We start from the raw sequence: 23,164 nt of genomic DNA on the forward strand, positions 1-23,164 counted from the left end.
AATGGCTTTCAAGATCATCGCATCCCAATGCACCCAATGCGGCGCCTGCGAATTCGAATGTCCTTCCGGCGCGATCAAGTTCAAAGGCGAGAGCTACGTGATCGAGTCACAGAAGTGCACCGAATGCGAGGGGGTCTTCGATGCGCAGCAATGTGCCTCGGTATGTCCGGTGCCGAAGACCTGCGTTCCTGCGTAACGGACATTGGACTGCCGACATGGTTGGGGGCTGCCTACGCAGGACGCCTGGAGCGCCTTGTTCGCAATCTCAGCCGCAAGAGAAATCAGGGAACGGACATGTCGCTCGGACGCGAAGAGGAGATCGAAATCCGCAGGCCTCCACGATTCATGCCGGGAGAGCGGGTACGTGCCACTCGCCACATAAAGAATGACGGCACCTATCCTGGCAGGGAGATCGGCGAAAATCTCGTGCGGAAGGGGGACGAGGGATATGTGCGCGACATTGGCACCTTTCTCCAGCAGTTCTTCATCTATGCGGTCGAGTGGATCGACCGTGGCACCGTAGTCGGTATGCGAGCGCGTGAACTGATGAGCCTCGACGAGGCCGAGGCGCCCTGCAGTGCTGAAAGCAATACCAATGAAGGGACGGCCAGATGAAAGTCATGATCCGCAGGACCGATGCTGGTTTGTCAGCGTATGTCCCCAAAAAGGACCTCGAAGAGCCGATCATCAAACTCGAGAAGGAAGAGTTGTGGGGCGGAACGGTCACGCTCAGGAACGGGTGGCGGCTCCTCCTACCCGATCTCCCACATGATACGCGTCTGCCGATCACCGTCGAGGCAAGGAAGATTTCCGAAGAGGGCTGATGCTGCCCCTAGGTGCGTCGCGAGGAAACGAGATGAACACGATCCTGACATCGGGCCACCTCGTCATTGTGCGGGACAGTTTTGCTGAAAAGCTGCTTGACCTGGCGAAGGAAGCGCTCGCCGCCGATGAGGTGATCCCCTATCTCGGTCCGGGTCTTCTTGAGTTGAACAGTGTGGAACCGCCTGTGCCGCATACCCCGGAGGTTGTTGCCGCGGCACTCAATGCACGGGCTCCAGCCCCTTCCAGGATCCGCACCAATATGTGGTCGGTTGCACAGTTCATCGAACAGCGCCGGCATCGCCGGACGCTTCAAGCTTGGATGACCGACATATTCGCAGCGCCGGTGGGGCCGACCCCCTTCCACGCCTGGCTCGCAAGGCTGCCACTCTCCCTCATCATCGACAGCTGGTATGACAGCGCGATGCGCACGGCTCTGGTAGAGACCGGTCGAACGGACGTCCTTGAGATACAAGGCGTCACGCGCGCGAATGAAATCGGCAACATTTGGACGAAAACCTACGATTTGTCCGGGAGGGAGCTCGACCCCCGATTGGGGGCCAAGACGGTTCTCTATTCACCTCACGGGAGTATTACGCCCGCGCAAAACTTTCTCGTCGCAGATTCCGACTACGTCGAAGTCCTGTCCGAAATTGATATCCAGACACCGATCCCAGACGCTGTGAAGGAACGGCGCATCACCCGTGGATTTTTCTTCGTTGGCTGCCGCTTCAACGATCAGATGCTGCGCACCTACGCCAGACAGATCATGAAGCGCTCCCGCGGTCCCTATTGCACCGTAATGGACGCGGAAACCCTGACCAGAAACGAAGCGCGTTTTCTTGCGGCAAGCGGAATCACGGTGATCGACATGCCACTAAGTCAAGCGGCGGCTCGGCTGGTGGGAACGGGCACGGCTGCAGGTTGAGGACGGGATTAACAATGGCGGATGCCTTTGATGATGTCTGCTTCGGCTTTCCTCGAAGGCGCAAAATGCAGTCGGGAATACACCCGTGAACAGTGAAGCTGTCAGCGGCGCAACGAACGCACTGAATTCGTTGGCCCATGTTGAAGCGGCGCGCTGGGGCCGGGATTTGAGTACGCTGTTGCGCATCACGCGTATGAATCTGCGCCATCCGTGGCAGGTCGCCCTCGCTATGGGCTCGACGATCATGGCGGCAATCCTCCAGTTGCTCATTCCCCAGCTTCTCGGCCGGGCTGTCGACCAGACCCAGACAGCTATCGGGGGCGGTGTCGCGGGGGCTGCGGCAGGACAAGCGCTCTGGGCCCCGGCTCTCCTGCTGCTCGCCGTCAGCGCGCTACGCGGCGTTTTCACGATGGCGCAGAACTATTTTGCCGAAGCCGTCGGGCATCATGTCGCGTACGAATTGCGGCTCGCCTACTACGACAAGATCCAGCGTCTCAGCTTTTCCTTTCACGACCGGGTCCATTCAGGCGATCTGATAACCGCCGGAATGCTCGATCTCGAAGGCGTGCGGATGTATTTTTCCACCGGGCTCATGCGGGTGCTCCTGCTGACGATGCTGATCGGGATTGGCGCTTACATGATGATCTCGACCGATCCGATGCTCGGCTTGGCCGCGCTCAGCTTCGTGCCTTTTGTCGCTTGGCGCTCATCGACCACACAGCTTAGGCTGCGCGCCACCTGGCTCGACCTCTATGAGCGCCTTTCGGTACTAAGCCGCGTGATGAAGGAAAATCTCGCAGGTATCCGTGTGGTCCGCGCTTTTGCGGCTCAATCCTATGAGATGCTGAAGTTCGACGGCGCTTCCAAGAACGCGCTCGACCTCGCCAACGATCTCGTTGACATCTACGTACCCAACACGTCGGCGATGACCTTGTCCTACTTTTTCGCAATGGGATTGGTGCTTGGGATCGGTGGCAACAAGCTCGTCGCTGGCGAGATCAGCGTCGGAACCATGGCGACCTTCCTGACCTTCATGACCATGCTGCAAATGCCAGTCCGCCAGATCGGTCTCATGGTCAATGCGTTTGCCCGCGCTTCTAGCTGCGGTTCGCGGCTTTTCGGTCTCCTCGATCAGGAGATCACCATCAGGGATGCTCTCGAGGCCAGACCGCTTGAGATAAGTGACGGCACTCTGCGCTTCCACAATGTCTCATTTGCCTACCCCAACGCCGAAAACCGCGCCATTCTGAAGAACCTCAGCTTTGAGGCCCGGAGAGGCGAGACGATCGCTATCGTCGGTCCGCCGGGTTCCGGCAAATCGACGATGGCTCATCTGGTCCCCCGCTTTTACGACGTGACCGGTGGCGCCATCACGTTGGACGGCCAGGACATACGCAATGTCACCCTCGAGAGCCTTCGCAAGGCGGTCGCGGTTGTACAGCAGGATGCGTTCCTATTCACAACAACGATCGAGAACAACATCGCTTATGGCGATCCCTGGGCGAAGAGACAGCGAATTGAACGCGCTGGAGAATTCGCCCAGCTCCACGACTACATCCTCGGGCTCCCGGCAGGGTATGAGACGGTCGTGGGCGAACGCGGCGTTTCTCTCTCTGGCGGCCAGCGCCAGCGTCTCACGATTGCTCGCACCATGATGCTGCGCCCCTCCGTCATCATTTTCGACGACTCGATGGCCGCGATCGATGCCGGCACCGAGCTGCGCATTCGCGCGGCGATGCGGCGCTTCGCAAAGGATCGGGTGACGATCATCATCGCGCACCGGCTGAGTGCGCTTAAGCATGCCGATCAAATCCTTTTTGTCGATAAAGGCGAAATCGTAGAACGCGGCACGCATGAAGAGCTTCTGGCGAAGCGGGGACGCTACAGGGCCCTTTACGATCTCCAGACGTGCCCGGGTGATAGCATTATTAGCCAGGATGGGGGCGCCCGCTGATGGACCAGGGCCGCGGCGAACTCGAAGCCGAACCTGACGACGGGAGACGCCCTCCGCGCGCGGTCGTCGGCTCGCACCGGATCGAGGAGGAGATGTTCGGCCGGGCTTTCGACAAGAGCATCCTCCGTCGCATCTGGGGCTTCGTCCATCCCTACCGGGCAAAGGTAGTTGTCACGATTGTCGCGATGCTGATCTTCACCGGGACGCAGCTTCTCATCCCCTTGATCATCCGCTACGCGATCGACCTCGGCATGAACCCGGCAAGGCCCGATCGCTCAGCCCAGCTTGCGGCCGTCGGCGCGTTCCTTTCGGCGATTTTGGTCAATTTCGCCGCCGGCTACATGCAGGAAGCCTTGGATGGGAAAATGGCCGAAACTGTCCTGTTCGACATCCGCCGCGCCATGTTTGGCCATCTGCAAAAGGTTTCGCTCTCTTTCATGGACAAGACCGAGGTCGGACGCCTGATGTCGCGCCTGCAAGGCGACGTTAACTCCATACAGGAGTTCCTGGAAACCTCGGTATATTCCCTAGGCGATGTTGCGCTTCTCTTCGGCATCGTTTTCGTAATGCTGTGGCTCGACTTTCGCCTCGGCCTCCTGACGCTATCGGTTCTGCCGATCCTGGTGATCGTCCGCATTGTCTGGTTGCCGCGTGCCCGCGACGCCTTCATGGCTGCACACGAAACCAATTCCGTCGTCAATGGCGCGCTGGCCGAAGCCATTCACGGCGTGCGGACCATACAGTCAATGGACCGCCAGCAGGTGAATTTCAGTCTTTTTGACGATCGGGCCCATGCCAACCTCAGGACCCACCTGATCGCTGCCAGATATGCACTGGTCATGGTGCCCATCGTCGATGGCATCACCGGCCTCGCCTTGGCCGCCGTTATTGTGGTCGGCGGCTCGATGGTCATGAATAGCCGTATAGATGTGGGCGTGTTGGTAGCCTACCTATTTTACATCCAGCGCTTCTTTGACCCGATCCGCTCACTCACCCTGCAATATTCGGTCATGCAGCGCGCCATGGCCTCAGGCAAGCGCCTGACGGATGTGCTCGACGTCAAGATCGATGTTAAGGACAAACCCAATGCCGAGGTGCTTTCGCCCGAAATGGACGGCTCGGTCGAGTTTAGGGACGTCACCTTCGGCTACGATCCGAACCGTTCGGTTCTGAAAAATGTCTCGTTCAAGGTCAATCCGGGCGAGACGGTCGCACTAGTCGGACCGAGCGGTTCTGGCAAATCGAGTGCGATGGCCCTGGTCCACCGCTTCTATGATGTTCAGCAGGGTCAGGTGCTGGTCGGCGGACATGATGTACGCGACCTCACCCAGGAATCGCTCGGCCGCCAGATCGCCATGGTGCTGCAGGAGCCATTCCTGTTCACCGGGACGGTCTTCGAGAACATTCGATACCAGAAGACGGAAGCCACGCGCGACAAGGTGATCGAGGCGGCCAAGGCTGTCGGCGCGCATGACTTCGTCATGAGCCTCGCCGACGGGTATGAGACCCAACTTGGCGAACGCGGCGACAACTTATCTCTCGGCCAGCGCCAGCTTATCAGTTTCGCCCGCGCCCTCGTCGCTGACGCCAAGATCCTCGTGCTCGACGAAGCTACCGCCAATATCGACAGCTACACGGAATTGCAGATTCAGAAGGCTCTGATCAAGCTGCTTGAAGGGCGGACTGGCCTCGTCATCGCCCACCGTCTCGCCACGGTCCGGGGGGCCGACCGCATCATCGTGCTTCAGAATGGCCAAGTTATTGCGACTGGCAACCACGATGAGTTAATAGCCATGGGCGGCCTGTATTCCAAACTCTACTATCTCAACTACGCCTCCTTCGACGACCTTCCCGAACACGATACCACCGTCCAAGCTGGCTCTCAGACCTGACATCTTGGCGGCCTTGTGGTAGTGGCGTTGACTTTCGGGCGTGTCGGCAGACCACTCAGGCCACCGCATCCGGCCAGCAGCCAGCACTCAAGAACGAGCACTCCTCGCAATTCGTGAAGACCGGCTGCGAACGATTTCCTCCAGCATCGTATCCGACCGCGGTGCACCACCATCATCGGGCGAGCTCGCTGGAGGTGTTGGCTGGGCGTCGCAAAGCCGCTCGCGAGCGCGCCCTCAATAGCGCCGTAGCGAGCGACGGCTTTGCCACCGACGGGCCGCTGATGAAGCTGGATTAGTGGGCGCCGCACCGACGCCGCCCCGGGCGAGAAGAACCTCCTGCGGCTGGCTATGGGCAACGACTAGCGCCAGCGCGACGAGCAGACGCGTGCCGGCATCGTGACGCGCTCGGCTACCCTCTCCTTAGGATCGTGCATGTTCACACGATGGCCCAGACGCCAGCCAACGCACAAGCTGGTATTCTGTGCCGCCTGCTCGTCGTCAGTTTGGCCTCCTCCCGATTGCCCGCCCCACCACGTGCAAGCTCGAGCACATGGTCAGCCAAGTCGAGCCATGATTTCGGACTGAATGGTCCTCGCGGTGTAAAGGGAAGCATCTAGCGGCAGATTTCCAAATGCCATTTGACAAAGCAGGTAGTTGGCACCTGCCTCTTCCAACTGATCTAGCAGAGCTTTTCGCACAGACTCTGCTGATCCTACCACGCACAATTCACTCTCGACTGCCGCATCGAAGGTTAGCGGCAAGTTTGGTGGAGTGGGGATAGCGTTAAGCTCGTAAAGGAATTGGAAGCTCTTGAGCCAGCGTGCGTAAGCAGGTGCCGCGAGCGAATAGGCATGTGTGTCACAACGCCCAATCACGACCATGCGGAGCAATCCGACAAATCTCCCTTGATCCCCCCCGCCTGCGTTGTCCTCTCGATAGGCGCGGAACGCATCAGTAGTTTTGCGAACAGAAGAGGAAGGTCCTACACACGCGATATTTGTTCCATTCGCAGCGGCCCAAGCTGTGGACTCGGGTCGATTGGCAGCGACCCATGTGGGCGGATGTGGACGCTGATGAGGTCTTAGCGTCAAAGGAACGTCATTGAGATCAAAATGGCGGCCTTGATAGCATAGCGTGCCGACCTCCCTCGAATCCACAAGTATTTGCATAAGAATTTCGCTGGCTTCGGCATAACGGCCCGGCACCGCGTCCGCACCAATCCCGAAGTAGCCCAATTCGGTCGGGAGAGCACCGCGCCCTATGCCCAGTTCGAGCCTGCCACCGCTCAACTGGTCCAGCATACAGATCTCTTCGAACGCACGCAGCGGATGATAAAGCGCAAGCAGCATCACCAAGGGTCCGAGACGCAAGCGCCGGGTGCGCTGGGCGACGCTCGATAAGAACAGATTCGGCGATGGACCTCTCCCATGGGGAGTACAGTGGTGTTCTGCGAGATGATAGGCATAGAACCCTAGCTGATCGCACGCCTCTGCTAATATCAGGCGATCTTCGTACTGCCGGCCTATATCGCGGCCATCCTCATCCAAATGATCGAAGATGCCGAAAGCCAGGTTTGAAGGAAAGACGTTTGTCACTCTTTAAGTCCCCGATTTTAAAAGCAGGCTGTTTTCTTGCTGGGATCACCAGCAAGTCGGAAGAGATGTGTGTGATCGCCGATTAGCGTCAGCGTAACGAAGAAGCAGAGCCTGACGCTTCCCTGCCTCTGGAGCTTGGCACCGTTAAGCTTCCAGCAATGTCGCCAGCGGCAGCAAGAAATTCATCCATCTGCTCTTTTGTGCCGATGCTGACGCGGATACAGTGTTCCAAGCCTTTGTCCGGAAAAAACGCGACAAGTATCTTTTGCCTCTCCAATGCTGCTTGCCACCATGAGCCGTCCTGTCCCGCGGGCACACGGGCCAGCAAGAAATTTGCGCGGGAGGGTGTTACGGAAAATCCGAGTTGCGATAGTGCAACTGTCACTCGCTCTCGTTCATCCTTGATGTGCTTGTGGTTGTCTGCGTAGGCGCCGCGATGCTCAAGCACGCTGATACCAACGGCATGCCCGATCACGTTCATGTTGAAGACGTTCTGGATGTTTCGCAGCCTTCCAATAATTTCAGGGTGACCGAAACCGAAACCGACGCGAATGCCGGCGGCGGCATAGCTTTTCGAGAATGACCTCAAGACCAGAAGGTTCGAATACCGGTTGATGAGGCGCAGTCCGTGATCGGGTGCAAAGTCGACGTAGGCCTCATCGAGGACAATCAAGCGGTCCGATTGTGCTACGAGGCGTTCGATATCGCTTATCGGGAGGAATGTTCCGGTCGGATTGTTTGGATTGGCCAACATAATAAACTTGGCGTCTTTTGCCGGACCAGAAAGCAATTGCTCCATTGGCAGGGAATGAGCTTGACATCCGATTTCGAGGAACTCAGCGCCCTGGAGCATGGCAAGTTTGCGGTTGAACGAAAACCCTGGCGACATCATCGCAACCTTGTCGCCGGGTGCGAGGAAAGCTCTGTAGATCAGTCCGAGCAGTTCAGACGACCCGTTGCCAGCGATGACCTGATCCCTGGAAACGCCATAGGCGCTGGACGCTGCTTCCCTCAGTCTGAAGTTATCGTCATCCGGATATAGATACTGGCGCTTGAGGGCCGCCACTGCACTTTGCATTATGATTGGCGGCAACGGAAACGGGTTCTCATTTGTATTCAGCTTGATAAAATTTGCGTCCGGCGCTGGTCCGTTGGACGGCAGAGCATCCAACTGTCGTGTCACTTGCGAAAGAGCCGAAAGCACAGTTTGCAGTTTTGCGTCGGACATATTTAACTCCGTTTCAGTCACACAGGGGCATCCGCATGAGCTCGCAACGAGAGCAACATGGCGGACGGGATTGGACGATGGCAGGGTTGCCTTTCACACAATGGTCGCAGCGCCGGCTGACATGGGAATTCAGCCACCTGTCCTCGGTCGAATCGAGTTGACGCGCACGCGGATCTGCATCGCTGCGCGGCGCCAAGGCGCTAAGCTGCTCAGCTCATGCCCAGGGTCATGCTTTCAAAGACGCTTGATCTCGACGCCGTATTTCCTCAGCACGTAGCCAATCTGGCGCGGGGTCAGCCCAAGCAAGCGCGCTGCCTTTGCCTGCACCCAGCCACATCTTTCCATGGCAGCAATGACGCGCTCTATATCGGGCGTCCTCGCGCCAATTGGGTGGGTTGCGCCGGCAAGTGGGTTAGTCGCGGCCGAACTGGCGGCCTCGTCCGGGGGCGTGGCCAAATTCGCTGACTCCGGCAGGATCGGCGGTGGTTGCAGCGCGGCCTTGCCCGATCTGCACTTCCACAGCGCCTCGGCAAAGCATTGGCCTTGGGAGCAGGCAAAGTCGTTTCTCCCGATTGACAGTCCCTCGGCCAGGATCGCTGTCCGGTGCACGCAATTTTCAAGCTCGCGAATGTTGCCGGGAAACTCACATTTCATCAGCACTTCAATCGCACGCGGATCGAAGGTGAGCGTACAGCCGTTCTCGTCGTTGAACTTCTTGAGAAACTCAGCTGCGAGGAGCGGAATATCGCTGCGCCTTTGGCGCAATGCTGGTACCAGCAAGGGAACCACGTTGATGCGGTAGTATAGGTCGGCGCGGAACTCATTCCTTGCAACCGCCTCTTCCAGGTTCCTGTTCGTGGCGGCAATCACGCGAACATCGACCTTGATGGTCTGATTGCTGCCGACGCGCTCAAACTCCTGCTCCTGCAGCACGCGCAGTAGCTTTGCCTGGAACGAGGCCGAGATCTCGCCGATCTCATCCAGAAACAACGTCCCCTTGTCAGCGAGCTCAAAACGCCCCTTGCGGGAATTGAATGCGCTTGTGAAGGCACCCTTCTCATGACCGAACAATTCGGATTCCAGGACTGTCTCTGGGAGCGCTGCACAATTGAGTTTAACGAAGGGCCGCTTGGCGCGCGGCGACAACTCGTGAATTGCCTTGGCAGCCAGCTCCTTCCCGGTACCGGACTCACCTCGCAACAGAACTGTGGTTTTTGCCTTCGCTACGACCGCGATCTTCTCCAGCAGGGCGCTTATAGCCGGACTGTCACCAATCATCCCCTCGACGTGGACCTTTTTGCGCCGGGGTGCAGGGTGCTTAACATCAGAAAATTTCGTTTGCAGCCGATGTTCCAGCTCCGGCGTTCGCTCGCGGTCGACCGCGGAGAAGCGATGCAACTTGACTGTCTGTCCCACCATGTTGGCAATCATGGTAAGCAGCCGGACATCATCGTCGAGCCGATAGCTTGACCTGCTTTCCAAAACCCGGTCCAAAGTCAGCGCGCCTATGGCGTTCCCATCAACACGAATGGGAACGCCGATGAACGACACGGTGTCGGAGGCCCCAAGCACCTCGATATCAGCGGCAGTGAAGGTCGGATGCATCACTATGTCGTCGGCGACAAGCGGCGTGTCGGTCGTCACAATCTGGTCGATGGCGTTGCGCGGCAGGCGCGAGCGGGAGGGCTCATTGCCGTTCGTGCCGCAGCCGCTGGCCACTGTGATGTCCAGTCCGCCCTCGGCATCGCAGAGAGCGATGATGCCGTGCCGCATCTGCACAAACGAGTGCAGGAGATCGACTACCTTGGCCAACTTGAGTTCGAGCCGGGCGGCATCGGCGAGTACTTTCGATATTTCGAAGATGCCGGTTAGCGCGCGCTCGTGCAATGCCACACTCGCAGGATTCGTGTCGGACTTTGGACAACCCTTTATCGCATTCGGCAGCGATATGCCGCAGTCGCGGGCATTCTGTTCTGACTTGCTAATGTTGTGGTGCATGTGATCCTCGATCTCGCGCCATCAAATCTAGGCTGGCGGCATGTGCGCCGCGACATCGTGGGCACGCGCGAAAATGCTCCGACGTGAACTCGTGCCGCCGCCGTGTGGTCGAGTGCAAAGCGGGTCTAGCCCTGACGCATCGCTTGGCTACTCCCTCCACGAGGCTTGGCCATGTTATTGGCTTGCCCCGGGCAAACACACGTTGTTTTCAAAAGACTGGAGCGAGGCGGCATAGTCAATCGAGCTTTCTTTCATCTGTGAAAGGAAACCTCGCGGCCTATGATAGGATTCATCAGTTCTATCTTGCGTTGAAGCAGAAATACGGGCCGGCCATGCGTTGCCCGAGCGGCTGACCGCGCGGAGTGTAAATGCGGGGCCGTGCCATTCACCAGCGCCCGCGAAGGAGGGTCGGGAGCGATAATAACCGCCAACGGCACTGGTCGGTTGCGGCAACCGCCATCTTTCTCGAGTTGATCAGGCGGCGGCGATGTCGGGTGTGAAGGCGCGAAGCTGGCGTTGAGTACGACTTCCTAGGCGGTGCTCGCAACTTTATGAATCGCATCGTCGTGGTCAGCATCATCACTGGGGGCCGAAATCGGCACACTCAATGAGCGTATCGAAAAGTCTGAACAGATTACGATGCGACCGCTTGGAAACGGCTGCCCCTGCTGCGGGCGTTGATTTGCAAAATGGGTCGTCCAAAAGGCCGTCCGAATTTATTCTGTGATTGCAGTGGCTGCATGGTCGTAGGCTGTCTAGAAACGAGCGCTTCCGAACAGGGGTAAGTTAGCCTGTCATCTGGACGGCCTTGAACAGGCGACCTATTGGTACGCGCTGGCGCCAACGATGGGGCCCGGTCCAAAGCCGGCTAACGAGGAACCCACCACGCTCTGTGCAGCAAAACCGCTAGCCAGAGGGATCGACCGGCAGCACTCTGCCAGAGACCATCAAGGGCGTTCGGACCGCGGCCTTGCCCGCTGGTCTGACACCGCTCCTCCATCATTGGCGAGCCCACATCAGTTCAGGTGATGCGGATTCATCTGGCATGGGTATTGCGGCGGCGTTGGTGCAGCGTTCGACCGGAGCGCCGCGATAGGGAGAAGCCCGGGAGAAGTCACGCCACCTCGATCCGGTCAGGGAGAGAGAAACAGTGTCAGCTGCACAAGTCCGCGGCGCGAGTCCCGCGCCCCCCCGCAAACCCTTCTACACCAAGCTCTACGCCCAGGTGCTTGCCGCCATCGCGCTCGGCGTCGCAATTGGCTATTTTTATCCGGAGACCGGCGAGAGCCTGAAGCCGCTGGGTGATGCCTTCATCAAGCTGGTCAAGATGATCATCGCGCCTGTCATCTTCCTGACAATTGCGACCGGCATTGCCGGCATGAACGATCTTCATAAGGTCGGCCGGGTCGCCGGCAAGGCAATGGTTTATTTCCTCACCTTCTCAACGCTCGCGCTGATCGTCGGCCTCATCGTCGCCAATGTCGTCCAGCCTGGCGACGGCCTGAACATCGATCCGGCCTCGCTCGATGTCCAGGCCGTGAATACCTATGCCGCAAAAGCCAAAGCGCAGTCGGTCACCGGCTTCCTGATGAACATTATCCCGCCAACGATCGTCGGTGCCTTCGCGGAAGGCGACATCCTGCAGGTGCTGTTCTTCTCGGTTCTGTTCGGCATGGCGCTTGCGATGGCCGGAGAGACGGGCAAGCCTGTCGTTTCCTTCCTCCAGGCGCTCATTGTGCCTGTCTTCAAGCTCGTCGGAATTCTGATGAAGGCCGCGCCGATCGGCGCTTTTGGCGCGATGGCCTTCACCATCGGCAGATATGGCATCGGTTCGGTAGTCAACCTCGCGATGCTGGTCGCGACGTTCTATTTCACCGCCTTCCTCTTCGTGTTCGGGGTTCTCGGCGCAGTCTGCCGTTACAACGGCTTTTCGATTTGTTCTCTCATTCGTTACATCAAGGAAGAGCTGCTGCTTGTCCTCGCAACGTCCTCCTCGGAGGCGGCGCTCCCGTCGCTGATGGAGAAAATGGAGAAGGCGGGCGCCAGGCGTTCGGTTGTGGGTCTCGTCATCCCGGCCGGATATTCGTTCAATCTGGACGGCACGAATATCTACATGACGCTAGCGGCTCTCTTCATCGCACAGGCGACGAACACGGATCTGTCCATCGGCGATCAGGTGCTGCTGCTGCTCGTAGCAATGCTTTCCTCCAAGGGCGCTGCAGGTGTGACAGGTGCGGGCTTCATCACCCTGGCGGCTACGCTCGCGGTAGTTCCGAGTGTTCCCGTTGCTGGGATGGCACTGATACTCGGCATCGACCGATTCATGTCCGAATGCCGGGCGCTGACGAATTGCGTCGGCAACGCAGTGGCATCCCTCGTCGTCGCACGCTGGGAAGGAGAGTTGGACCGAGCACAGATGAAAGCTGCCTTCAGCGGTCATCAGCTTACCGAGGCATCAAACCGGCTACCCTCCTGCAAGTAAGGTGGGCGGCCCACGACCTGTGAAGTCGCTTAGCTGGTCACATAACTGAACGACCGACCCGCAGCCTCTAAACGGCTCCTCACGGACCATGTATCAGAAGCGCTAAATGTGTGAGTGCAAATCGTCACCGCCCTTTAAGCGAATGAGCCTTTCAGTATACCCGGCCGGTTTACGTCTGCAATGATGTTCGTCCAACACGCTGTGCCCATTCGTATGGGGACGTCTTCACTTTGCCACCCGAAACCGAAACGCGTTAGGCGGACAGAGAGCCGGCCCGCGTCAAAAACCAATCAGAATAGGACCTATGACCAAGCGCCCCACAATTGCCGATCTCGCCCGCGAAGCCCGAGTCAGCGTAGCAACGATCGATCGGGTTCTGAACGCCCGCCATCCGGTGCGCGAGGAGACCGCGCGGCGGGTCCACGACGCCGCCCAGGCGATCGGCTATCATGCTGCCGGGCTAATCAAGCAGCGGTTGCGGCGAGACCTACCGCACTACCGTCTGGGCTTCATCTTGAGAAAACCGGCCCAGCATTTCTACCAAGATTTTGCGCGCGAGGTCGAAGCATCGGTCAATTTGGCCCAGTCCTTCCACGGCATTCCGCTCGTCGAATTCGCCCCGTCACATATGCCGAGCGACCTGATCGCGCCGCTCAAGGAGTTGGGCGCACGCTGCCATGCAATCGCGATGGTGGCACCGGACCACCCGAAAATCACAGCAGCGGTTGAGGACCTCAAGGCCAAGGGCATTCCGGTTTTCTCGCTGCTTTCCGACTTCGCCGCCGGCGTGCGACAGGGGTATATCGGCCTCAACAACCGCAAGGTGGGGCGCACGGCCGCTTGGATGGTGTCCAAGGTCGCAAAACGGCCCGGCAAAGTGGCGGTGTTTGTCGGCAGCCATCGTTTCCAGGGGCACGAGCTCCGTGACGTCGGCTTTCGCTCCTATTGCCGTGAGAACGCGCCCACGTTCGAGGTGCTGGATCCGGTCATGAACCTCGAGAAACGGCAGATCACCTACGAGGCAACGCTTGATCTCATGCAGCGGGAGCCCGAGCTCGTCGGCTTCTATGTCGCCGGCGGCGGCATGGAGGGCGCCATCTCCGCGCTCCGAGAAGAGGGCAAAAGTCGGGATCTCGTCGCGATCGTGAATGAAATCACACCTGAGTCTCGGGCAGCGCTTGCAGATAACATCGTCACGATGGCGGTCGCCACGCCAATGCGCCGGCTTTGCCAGGAGCTGATAACGCTGATGACACGGGCTATCGAGACCGGCACCGCCGAAACACCCGGACAGACATTTCTGCCGTTCGACATCCATCTGCCGGAAAATATATGAAGGCGGAAGCGCGAGGTAGATTGCCTAGATCCGCAGCGTCAACCTCCACCGGCTTCACTTGCCAACATGCCCCACGTTCTCGTGCAGGGGGTGTGGTCAATGATCCCGCACGGCAGGAGCCGAGCGAGGCCAGCACAGTCCATTTGGCGTCGACCTCGTCGACCGCCATCTCCTCGCCTGGCTGCACGTGAAAAGCCGCGGCACAGCCGGCAAGGTAGGAATTTAACCGGGCTAACCATCTTCTGGGACTTCGCACGCAAATCGAGGCGGCAGTCAATTCAGTAGCAGCCCGGGCGTGTGTTCTGCTCGTTCCGGCCCCTCGCACTTAGCAAGGAACTGCGCCGCTCTGCCGGGCCAAAGGCCCGACGCCCGAAGGGCAACCGCTCCTACGCGATCGCGTCCGCCTCCAGAAGCCGCCATCGAAAAGAATGCTCGCGTCGTCACCACCTACGGCCAAAGCGGGCAATCAAGGCAGCTGGCATCACTCTGCCACACATCCTCGACGAGCAACTCGCCTGAGATCAGCCCCAGAACGTAGGTAACACGCGCCGCGCCGGCGCTTGTCGAACATGCTGATCAGCCTGTCTTACAGGCGGTGATTAGGTGGGGCTCAACATCTTCCGGGACTTCGCACGCGATTTCGAGGTGGCAGTCGGTACCAAGAAACGAAAGGTCGGATCGGCGTGCCCGAGACGCTCAATGATTTCAGGCAAAGGCGCCAGGCGAGATGCCTCCTGCAACATCATTTCCCGCATCCACATGCTTGCCGGATCACTATTGTGAAGCTCAGGCCATTGGACGGCTTCCGTGAATGCAGGAGGAGGAAGTGGCGGCGGAAGTTGGACAATCCGCAGGGGTGTTGTTTTTGCGAAATGCTGCGCCAGCCGTAAGGGCATGGTTCCGATGCGGTTGGTGCCTGACAGGACGGGCGGGATCAGGCTAAAGCCGTGTACGACAACTTCGATACGTCTCTCGAAACCGTGCTCNAATGCTGCGCCAGCCGTAAGGGCATGGTTCCGATGCGGTTGGTGCCTGACAGGACGGGCGGGATCAGGCTAAAGCCCTGTACGACAACTTCGATACGTCTCTCGAAACCGTGCTCGAGCAAATACCATTCCTCCATGGTGGGCTGCCGGGTGTGCCTGAATTTGAGCACAACATGTCCCATGCACAAGTATCGCTCGAATGTAAGTGGCTCCGACAGCTGCTTGTTCGTGCCGCAGCCTACGCCTACGAGCTTATCTTCGAACAGGGCTGCGCGAGGATGTTTCGACATGAACACTTCCGGCATGATTAGAAAATCAACGTCGCCGCGCCGGAGAAGCTCCTCGGGGTCGTCGCAAATAGGCAGACATTCAAAGCGAACGGCGGGAGCTTCCCGCGCAGCGCGCTCTACTATCGTCCTAAAAAATACGAGCGTGATGTAATCGGAAAGCATGATTCGGAAGAGGCGATCCGATTGGGCCGGGTTGAAGGCGTCGGGGGAAATAATCGATAGCTGGATGTGCAGCAATGCATCCCGGACTGCTGGAGCGAGCCCGTCGGCGCGCGGTGTCAAAATGAGCTCGCGGCCGTTCATCGTAAATAGCTCATCGTTGAAATAGGCGCGTAACCGAGCAACGGCGGCGCTCATGGCCGGCTGGCTCAGGTTGATACTGCGAGCCGCGGCAGTGACTTTACGCTCCCTCATCAGAGCGTCCAGCACAACGAGGAGATTTAGATCCAGCCCTTTAAAACGCATGTCATGTTCTATCCAACGTGTGGATGCGTATCATTCAAACAATCAATTTTACGAATTTACGAGCCATGCATTAGAGGAACGTAAATGAGCGACGTCAAGCTCAAATCGACGACACGGGCCGGAACTTCGAGAGAGTGTCTGGCTCACCTTCGCCAACGACAACGGCTGAGTGCAGCCAACAACGCCGCTTTGGTCGAGTAATGCGGCCGCAAAAACCAATATGAAGAGAGGTCCTGAATGCGCCATCAGGTGCAGTGGAAGTTGTGCTGGGAAAACGAGTTGCAGCTCTCCGATCACGTTAAGCTCGCCGAGTTCTTTCGTGATACGTACGGGCCGACTGGGGCGTCCAACGCAGAACCGTTCGAAGGTAGTCGAAGCTGGGCCGGAGCCAGGCCTGAACTCCGCGTAATCGCCTATGATTCAAACGGTGTAGCGGCTCACATGGGCATACTGCGCCGTTTCATCAAGGTCGACGCGGTCGACCTGTTGGTGGCTGAACTGGGCCTGTACGGGGTACGTCCGGACCTTGAGGGTCTGGGAATCGCCCATTCAATCCATGTCATGCTTCCAATACTGCAGGAGCTTGGCGTTCCATTCGCTTTCGGAACGGTCAGGGACGCGCTGCGGAATCATGTTGAGAGGTTCGGACGGCGATACAGCCCTATGGCCGTTTTGTCGGGAATTCGCGTGCGCTCCACCCGACCAGAGGCCCGCCTCGACCTGCCGCCCACACGCATCGATGACGCACTCACAATTGTTCTGCCAGTTGGACGGCCGATCAGCGAATGGCCCACGGGCACGATGATAGATCGGAACGGACCAGAGCTATGAGCCGGTCCGATTGCTTGTACGAAGTGCGCCGTGAGTGCTCTGACGGCACCGGCCGTCGAAGCGTTTATCTGACGTTTGACGACGGTCCCAATCCACTTTTCACACCGGAGATTCTCGACGTGCTGGCAGAGCAGCGAGTGCCGGCGACTTTCTTCGTCATCGGCGCCTACGCCTTAGAGCACCCATATCTAATCCAACGGATGATCGCAGAAGGGCACGAGGTAGGCAACCACACGATGTCTCATCCGGATCTGTACCAATGCGGTTTCGGCGAAGTGCAACGTGAGGTCTTTGAAGCGAACGACGCCATCATGAGAGCGTGCCCGCAGGCCTCGGTCCGCTTTGTTCGCGCGCCCTACGGCGCCTGGAGCGAAGAAGTCTGCACAGCATCACAGATCGCCGGGCTGGCGGCCCTTCATTGGTCCGTCGACCCTCGAGATTGGTCTCGCCCTGGAGTCGAGGCGATTATCGATAAAGTGCTCGCCTCCGTCCGGCCGGGCGCAATTGTACTCTTGCACGACGGATGCCCTCCCGGCGAGTTGAGCCAGGGCGCTCACGCCGGCATGCGCGACCAGACGGTCACGGCGCTGTCCCGGCTGATTCCAGCACTGCGTGAGCGCGGATTTGTAATCCGCTCACTTCCTCAACATCACTGAACAACGAGATCCCATGACTCTTCTTGGTACAACCAGCACTGTGGCCATTTCGCTTTATGCACTGCTCTCGACTGCCTATAAGAGCATGCAAGGGCTTTATGCTATGCCGACAAAGGATTCGTCGGGGTTGGAGGTTCTCGTCGGCTCCGACAAACTGCCCAGCGTCGATGTCATCGTCCCCTGCTTCAACGAGGATCCGCGCACGCTTTCAGAGTGCCTGGCTTCCATTGCAGACCAAGAATACGCCGGAAGACTTCGGGTCTATTTGGTTGATGACGGTTCTGGAAATCGCGAAGCCTTAGGAACTGTCCACGAAGACTACGCGCGCGACCCCAGGTTCGACATCATTTTGCTTCCCGAGAATGTTGGAAAGCGCAAGGCGCAGATCGCCGCGATACGACGCTCATCAGGGGATCTGGTGCTTAACGTTGATTCAGACACGGTACTCGCGCCCGACGTCATTTCCAAGCTTGTACCGAAGATGCGAGATTCAGCGGTCGGCGCAGTCATGGGTCAATTGACGGCCAGTAACCGAACCGAGAGCTGGCTGACCAGGCTGATAGACATGGAGTACTGGCTGGCTTGCAACGAGGAGCGCGCGGCACAGGCTCGCTTCGGTGCCGTTATGTGCTGTTGCGGCCCATGTGCCATGTACCGCCGGTCTGCGCTCCTTTTGTTACTGGACCAGTACGAGTCGCAATTTTTTCGGGGCAAGCCAAGCGACTTCGGTGAGGATCGCCATCTCACTATCCTGATGCTGAAAGCAGGCTTTCGAACCGAATACGTTCCGAGCGCCATCGCGGCCACAGTCGTTCCGAACAGACTCGGACCGTATCTGCGCCAACAACTCCGTTGGGCACGAAGCACATTCCGGGACACGCTGCTTGGGCTGCGCTTGCTGCCTAGCCTAAATAGCTATCTCACGTTGGACGTGGTCGGACAGAATCTCGGCGCGCTACTCCTCGCCCTATCGGTATTAACGGGCCTCGCACATTTCGCACTGACAGGCACTGTGCCTTGGTGGACAGGACTGATGATTGTGTCCATGACCATGCTCCGATGCAGCGTGGTAGCATTTCGTGCTCGACAATTTCGATTTCTTGGCTTTTCGCTGCACACGTTCATCAACGTCTTTCTCTTGCTTCCGTTGAAGGCCTACGCGCTGTGTACCTTGAGCAATAGCGATTGGCTGTCGCGAAGCTCTGCTGTCGCTACATCGAACACTGGGGGAAAACAGGCCCCCACCCAAGCTCCGATCACTGGTTCCAGCAGGGCAGAACTCTCGCCCCATTCGGCTCCGCTTCGCAGGCTCAATCTTGCGCGGGATTCTTCGGAATTAGTCCTGTCGGACAACATTTGCGGCGACGACTGACCGCAAATACCTAATGGACGAGAGGTGCACGAGTTTGACCCAGAACGTGAATCATCAGTTGCTTGATCGGGAATTGGCCGCTGACGATCCGTGGCGCCTCGACGGCAATCCATTCGAGCGGAAGCGCCACACGCAAATGCTCCAGCTGGCGCTTGCCCAAGGCTCCATTACAAATGCCCTCGAAGTCGGGTGCGCTGCCGGCGCATTCACGGAAAAACTAGTCCCCTACTGCCAAGGGCTCACCGTCATCGATGTCGTGGCGCAAGCGATTGCTCGAGCACGTCAACGGATAAAGGAGCCGTCGCGCATCAACTGGATAGTCTGCGATGTTCAACAGTTTTCGACCGACGAGTTGTTTGACGTGATCGTTGTGGCGGAGGTCCTCTACTACCTCGGAGACATAGCCGAGATGCGCGCGGCCATCAAAAACCTGGTGCGGGTGCTTGCGCCAGGCGGGCATCTGATCTTCGGATCGGCAAGGGATGCTAATTGCCGTCGCTGGGGTCACGCCGCTGGTGCTGAGCCGGTCATGGCCATGCTGAACGAAACGTTGATCGAGGTAGAGCGGCTTGAGTGTCGGGGCGAGTCCGTCAACGAAGACTGCTTGCTCGTCCGTTTCCGGAACCCGATTTCCGCTTCCTGATGAATCTCGAATCTATCGCCGTTAACGTGGAGACACTATGCGCATCTGTGGTACCAAGCTGACCCATGATGGGGCGATCGCCCTGGTCGAGGATGGACGGCTCGTCTTCTGCGATGACCAGGAAAAGCGGCACAACGATCCGCGTTACCAATCCATCGATAATCTCGACGCAATTGTCGCCGCTTTAGCTGAGCAGCGGCTAGATCCTTGTGATGTCGATCAGTTCGTTATCGACGGCGGGGATGGCGAAGACGAGTCACAGTTTCAGGTCGGCAGGGACCAAGCAACCGCCAGTTTTGTCGTCCCTCTCGGTAAAATGAACCCATGTCCATGATAGCGATCGACCTTACTGACGTAAGCAAAACTTATGACAAGCTCGTTGTCGACAGGCTGTCGTTCCGCGTTGCGGCGGGGGAATGCTTCGGGCTCTTGGGACCGAACGGCGCGGGCAAAAGCACGATTGCGCGTATGGTCCTCGGCATGACATCGCCTGATGCGGGGAAGATTACTGTGCTCGGCGCTCCAGTGCCGGCGCGCGCGCGTTTGGCACGTATGCGCATCGGCGTGGTCCCGCAGTTCGACAATCTTGATGCCGCGTTCACTGTACGCGAGAACCTGCTGGTGTTCGGGCGCTACTTCCGGATGAGCAGACGCCAGATCGATGCGGTCATACCATCGCTGCTTGAGTTCGCCCGCCTCGAGAACAAAGCGGATGCGCGCGTCGCCGAACTGTCCGGCGGCATGAAGCGGCGCCTGACGCTCGCGCGTGCGCTCATCAATGACCCGCACTTGCTGGTGATGGACGAGCCGACCACCGGCCTCGATCCGCAGGCCCGCCACCTGATCTGGGATCGGCTGCGATCGCTGCTGGCGCGGGGCAAGACTATTCTTTTGACTACCCATTTCATGGAAGAGGCCGAGCGGCTGTGCGATCGGCTGTGCGTTATGGAGGAGGGGCGCAAGATCGCCGAAGGTCGCCCGTCCGAACTCATTGACGAGCAGATCGGCTGTGACGTGGTCGAGGTCTACGGCGGCAATCCGCATGAACTGGGTGCGCTGATCCGGCCGTACGCACAGCGCATCGAGGTGAGCGGTGAGACGCTTTTTTGCTATGCACCCGATCCGGAGCAGGTGCTGGCGCAGCTACGCGGGCGCACGGGTCTACGCCTTCTGCAGCGTCCCCCCAATCTCGAGGATGTGTTTTTGCGGTTAACCGGGCGCGAGATGGAGGACTGAACAATGGGCGAACGTTATGCGGCGGGCATGCCCGCCAATGCGTGGAATTGGGTCGCGGTTTGGCGCCGCAACTATCTTGGATGGAAGAAAATCGGGCTTGCATCGGTTCTCGGCAACCTCGCCGATCCGATGATCTATCTGTTCGGTCTCGGCTTTGGCATCGGAACAATGATAGGTCCTGTTGAGGGCTCTTCGTACATTGCGTTTCTCGCGGCTGGCATGGTTGCCACAAGCGTGATGGCATCGGCGACCGCTGAAACGGTCTACGGGAGTTTCGGCCGCATGGGCGACCAGCGCACCTGGGAAGGAATGCTATGCACTCAGCTGACGCTCGGCGATATCTTACTCGGCGAATTGGCGTGGGCAGCCACGAAGGCCCTCATGGCGGGCACAGCAATCACTATTGTTGCCACCACGCTCGGCTACGCATCGTGGCCATCCATCCTCTGCTTGCTGCCAGTCATCGCTCTCAATGGCCTCGCCTTCGCGAGTCTAGCGATGGTCGTCACGGCGCTTGCGCCCAGTTATGAATATTTCATATTTTATAATACGCTTGTTATTACACCCATGCTGTTCCTTTGCGGCGCGATGTTTCCGATCAACCAATTGCCCGGCGCTTTTCAGTATGCTGCCTCCTTATTACCGCTCGCACATGCAATCGACCTCATTCGTCCAGCGATGCTTGGCCGTCCGATTGACAAAATGGGCCTGCATATCGGCGCGCTTTGCATATACACAGTTTTGCCCTTCTTCTTTTCGATTGCTCTTTTTCGTCGAAGGCTGATGCGTTGACGCTACTCACCATTCGAATTGAATGTTTGGTCGCAACCCATTCACACGCCGCCTAGATCAAGACATGCGTTTTAAGGGACTCGATCTGAATCTCCTCGTTGTGTTGGACGCTCTGGTCAGGGAACGTAAAGTCACCGCGGCGGCCCGCAGTATTAACCTGAGCCAGCCGGCAATGAGCGCCGCCGTTGCTCGGTTACGCGCCTATTTCAGCGATGAGCTATTTACGATGAGCGGCCGCGAGCTCATTTTGACACCTCGCGCTGAGGGGCTCGCCCCAGCAGTCAGGGAGGCATTGCTCCACATCCAGCTATCGATTATTTCCTGGGACGCCTTCAACCCAGCCCAATCGGATCGTCGCTTCCGGATTATCCTTTCCGATTACATCACGCTCGTATTTTTTAAGAAGATCGTAGAACGTGCTGCGCGGGAAGCTCCCGCCGTCCGCTTTGAATGTCTCCCTATTTCCGACGACCCCGAGGAGCTTCTCCGGCGCGGCGACGTTGATTTTCTGATCATGCCGGAAGTATTCATGTCGAAACATCCTCGCGCAACCCTGTTCGAAGATATGCTCGTGTGCGTAGGCTGCGGCACGAACAAGCAGCTGTCAGAGCCACTTACATTGGAGCGATACTTATCGATGGGGCAGGTTGTGTTCAAATTCGGGGACACCCGGCAGCTCTCCATGGAGGAATGGTATTTGCTCGAGCACGGTTTCGAGAGACGTATCGAAGTTGTCGTACACGGCTTTAGCCTGATCCCGCCCGTCCTGTCAGGCACCAACCGCATCGGAACCATGCCCTTACGGCTGGCGCAGCATTTTGCAAAAACAACACCCCTGCGGATTGTCCAACTTCCGCCGCCACTTCCTCCTCCTNGCAGCATTTCGCAAAAACAACACCCCTGCGGATTGTCCAACTTCCGCCGCCACTTCCTCCTCCTGCATTCACGGAGGCCGTTCAATGGCCTGCGCTCCACAATAGTGATCCGGCAAGCCTGTGGATGCGGGAAATGATGTTGCAGGAGGGATCTCGTATGATTCCTCTGCCTAAGAGCACCGGACGTCTCAGTTGTCCCCAAATTGAGAAACTGCCCCCCCCTCGACTATGAGAGGAGGCATGGATGGCGATCCCCCGCCGCCTGCGACCCCGCAACTGCTCAGCAGAAGGGCGAAGCGAACGAGAGTGAATCCATTTCGTAAATGTGTGCCTATCCAAGCAATCGATTTCTGCAATTGTCCGATGACGAATATGAACGCGCCTGAAGGTGTGGAGGCGGAAGCCTGTTCGGGCCCTTGCGGCCGACCACGATGAATCCCTTCCAAACCTTCAGCCGGACGGTGTTGTTGACCCGCTCCATTAAATGCCAGGACCAAACATATTCGGCGGGAGCACTGATCCTGAACCAGCGAGCGGATGCAGTCGGTTGCCGGTCGGGGAGCAATATAGGGAGCTGGGTCGCCAGCCTCCGGAGACTTACGTGACAACCATTCCTTAAAGGATTCAGCTTTGAGACCCTTCCCTCTGACTTCCGCGATTTGGGGCATTGTGTTGATCAGCGGCGTGGTCAACGTNTTCAGCTTTGAGACCCTTCCCTCTGACTTCCGCGATTTGGGGCATTGTGTTGATCAGCGGCGTGGTCAACGTGCTTGCGCTCATCTC

Annotated in this window: 17 protein-coding genes and 3 pseudogenes; 16 read left to right on the forward strand and 4 right to left on the reverse strand. The window is 58.3% G+C overall.

What is annotated here, in order from left to right:
* Position 1 precedes the first annotated feature (1 nt).
* The 6 genes from X726_RS144620 to X726_RS144595 all read left to right on the forward strand — a co-directional run bounded on the left by X726_RS144620 (position 2) and on the right by X726_RS144595 (position 5,596).
* Positions 2-196 carry a 4Fe-4S dicluster domain-containing protein gene (locus X726_RS144620; RefSeq protein ID WP_023672218.1) on the forward strand — a complete coding sequence of 65 codons (195 nt, stop codon included), beginning with the start codon at positions 2-4 and terminating at the stop codon, positions 194-196.
* Positions 197-294: 98 nt separating this feature from the next.
* Positions 295-615: a nitrogen fixation protein NifZ gene (locus X726_RS144615; protein WP_023672219.1), complete on the forward strand. Its 321-nt coding sequence runs from the start codon at positions 295-297 to the stop codon at positions 613-615.
* Positions 612-824, forward strand: coding sequence for a putative nitrogen fixation protein NifT (nifT, locus tag X726_RS144610; RefSeq protein ID WP_023672220.1), 213 nt, complete (start codon positions 612-614; stop codon positions 822-824). The genes X726_RS144615 and nifT overlap by 4 nt, the downstream gene beginning before the upstream one ends.
* A gap of 32 nt (positions 825-856) precedes the next feature.
* Complete coding sequence (locus X726_RS144605) at positions 857-1,750, forward strand: SIR2 family protein (protein WP_023750029.1); 894 nt, start codon at positions 857-859, stop codon at positions 1,748-1,750.
* An 85-nt stretch (positions 1,751-1,835) separates the two neighbouring features.
* Positions 1,836-3,704 carry an ABC transporter ATP-binding protein gene (locus tag X726_RS144600; RefSeq protein WP_023750028.1) on the forward strand — a complete coding sequence of 623 codons (1,869 nt, stop codon included), beginning with the start codon at positions 1,836-1,838 and terminating at the stop codon, positions 3,702-3,704.
* Positions 3,704-5,596: an ABC transporter ATP-binding protein gene (locus tag X726_RS144595; protein WP_023672223.1), complete on the forward strand. Its 1,893-nt coding sequence runs from the start codon at positions 3,704-3,706 to the stop codon at positions 5,594-5,596. The genes X726_RS144600 and X726_RS144595 overlap by 1 nt, the downstream gene beginning before the upstream one ends.
* 554 nt (positions 5,597-6,150) lie before the next feature.
* On the opposite strand, the gene X726_RS0136090 is transcribed toward X726_RS144595, so the two are convergent.
* From X726_RS0136090 to nifA, 3 genes are all read right to left on the reverse strand, one after another.
* Positions 6,151-7,191: an LLM class flavin-dependent oxidoreductase gene (locus X726_RS0136090; RefSeq protein WP_031215332.1), complete on the reverse strand. Its 1,041-nt coding sequence runs from the start codon at positions 7,189-7,191 to the stop codon at positions 6,151-6,153.
* A gap of 88 nt (positions 7,192-7,279) precedes the next feature.
* A complete protein-coding gene (gene hisC / locus X726_RS144590) occupies positions 7,280-8,419 on the reverse strand; it encodes a histidinol-phosphate transaminase (RefSeq protein WP_023750026.1) in 1,140 nt (379 codons plus the stop codon).
* A 234-nt stretch (positions 8,420-8,653) separates the two neighbouring features.
* The gene (gene nifA, locus X726_RS144585) at positions 8,654-10,417 is read right to left on the reverse strand and encodes a nif-specific transcriptional activator NifA (protein WP_023672228.1); all 1,764 of its coding nucleotides are present in this window, start codon (positions 10,415-10,417) and stop codon (positions 8,654-8,656) included.
* Positions 10,418-11,567: 1,150 nt separating this feature from the next.
* Here nifA and X726_RS144580 point away from each other — a divergent pair.
* On the forward strand, positions 11,568-12,899 hold the full coding sequence (locus X726_RS144580; protein ID WP_031215335.1) for a dicarboxylate/amino acid:cation symporter: 1,332 nt from the start codon (positions 11,568-11,570) through the stop codon (positions 12,897-12,899).
* A gap of 304 nt (positions 12,900-13,203) precedes the next feature.
* The gene (locus X726_RS144575) at positions 13,204-14,235 is read left to right on the forward strand and encodes a LacI family DNA-binding transcriptional regulator (protein WP_023672231.1); all 1,032 of its coding nucleotides are present in this window, start codon (positions 13,204-13,206) and stop codon (positions 14,233-14,235) included.
* Between the two features lie 613 nt (positions 14,236-14,848).
* Here the strand turns inward: X726_RS144575 and X726_RS144570 are convergent.
* A pseudogene (locus X726_RS144570) lies at positions 14,849-15,976 on the reverse strand (hypothetical protein); the annotation flags it as partial.
* Between the two features lie 237 nt (positions 15,977-16,213).
* Between X726_RS144570 and X726_RS144565 the strand changes: the two are divergent.
* From X726_RS144565 to X726_RS07500, 8 genes and pseudogenes are all read left to right on the forward strand, one after another.
* On the forward strand, positions 16,214-16,807 hold the full coding sequence (locus tag X726_RS144565; protein ID WP_023672234.1) for a NodA family N-acyltransferase: 594 nt from the start codon (positions 16,214-16,216) through the stop codon (positions 16,805-16,807).
* Positions 16,804-17,463 (forward strand): chitooligosaccharide deacetylase NodB, encoded by a 660-nt coding sequence (gene nodB, locus X726_RS144560; RefSeq protein WP_023672235.1) that lies wholly within the window; start codon positions 16,804-16,806, stop codon positions 17,461-17,463. The genes X726_RS144565 and nodB overlap by 4 nt, the downstream gene beginning before the upstream one ends.
* Positions 17,464-17,476: 13 nt before the next feature.
* Positions 17,477-18,835 carry a chitooligosaccharide synthase NodC gene (gene nodC / locus X726_RS144555; RefSeq protein ID WP_023829773.1) on the forward strand — a complete coding sequence of 453 codons (1,359 nt, stop codon included), beginning with the start codon at positions 17,477-17,479 and terminating at the stop codon, positions 18,833-18,835.
* A gap of 13 nt (positions 18,836-18,848) precedes the next feature.
* Positions 18,849-19,478: a nodulation methyltransferase NodS gene (nodS, locus tag X726_RS144550; protein ID WP_023672237.1), complete on the forward strand. Its 630-nt coding sequence runs from the start codon at positions 18,849-18,851 to the stop codon at positions 19,476-19,478.
* Between the two features lie 37 nt (positions 19,479-19,515).
* Positions 19,516-19,749: pseudogene (locus tag X726_RS144545) on the forward strand (carbamoyltransferase N-terminal domain-containing protein); the annotation flags it as partial.
* A 53-nt stretch (positions 19,750-19,802) separates the two neighbouring features.
* Positions 19,803-20,714: a nodulation factor ABC transporter ATP-binding protein NodI gene (gene nodI, locus X726_RS144540; RefSeq protein ID WP_023685034.1), complete on the forward strand. Its 912-nt coding sequence runs from the start codon at positions 19,803-19,805 to the stop codon at positions 20,712-20,714.
* Between the two features lie 3 nt (positions 20,715-20,717).
* Positions 20,718-21,506, forward strand: coding sequence for an ABC transporter permease (locus tag X726_RS144535; RefSeq protein ID WP_023672240.1), 789 nt, complete (start codon positions 20,718-20,720; stop codon positions 21,504-21,506).
* A gap of 64 nt (positions 21,507-21,570) precedes the next feature.
* Positions 21,571-22,613 (forward strand): annotated as a pseudogene (locus X726_RS07500) (LysR family transcriptional regulator).
* Positions 22,614-23,164 lie beyond the last annotated feature (551 nt).

Origin of the sequence: Mesorhizobium sp. LSJC285A00 (genome assembly GCF_000503155.1) — a bacterium.
GTDB lineage: Bacteria > Pseudomonadota > Alphaproteobacteria > Rhizobiales > Rhizobiaceae > Mesorhizobium.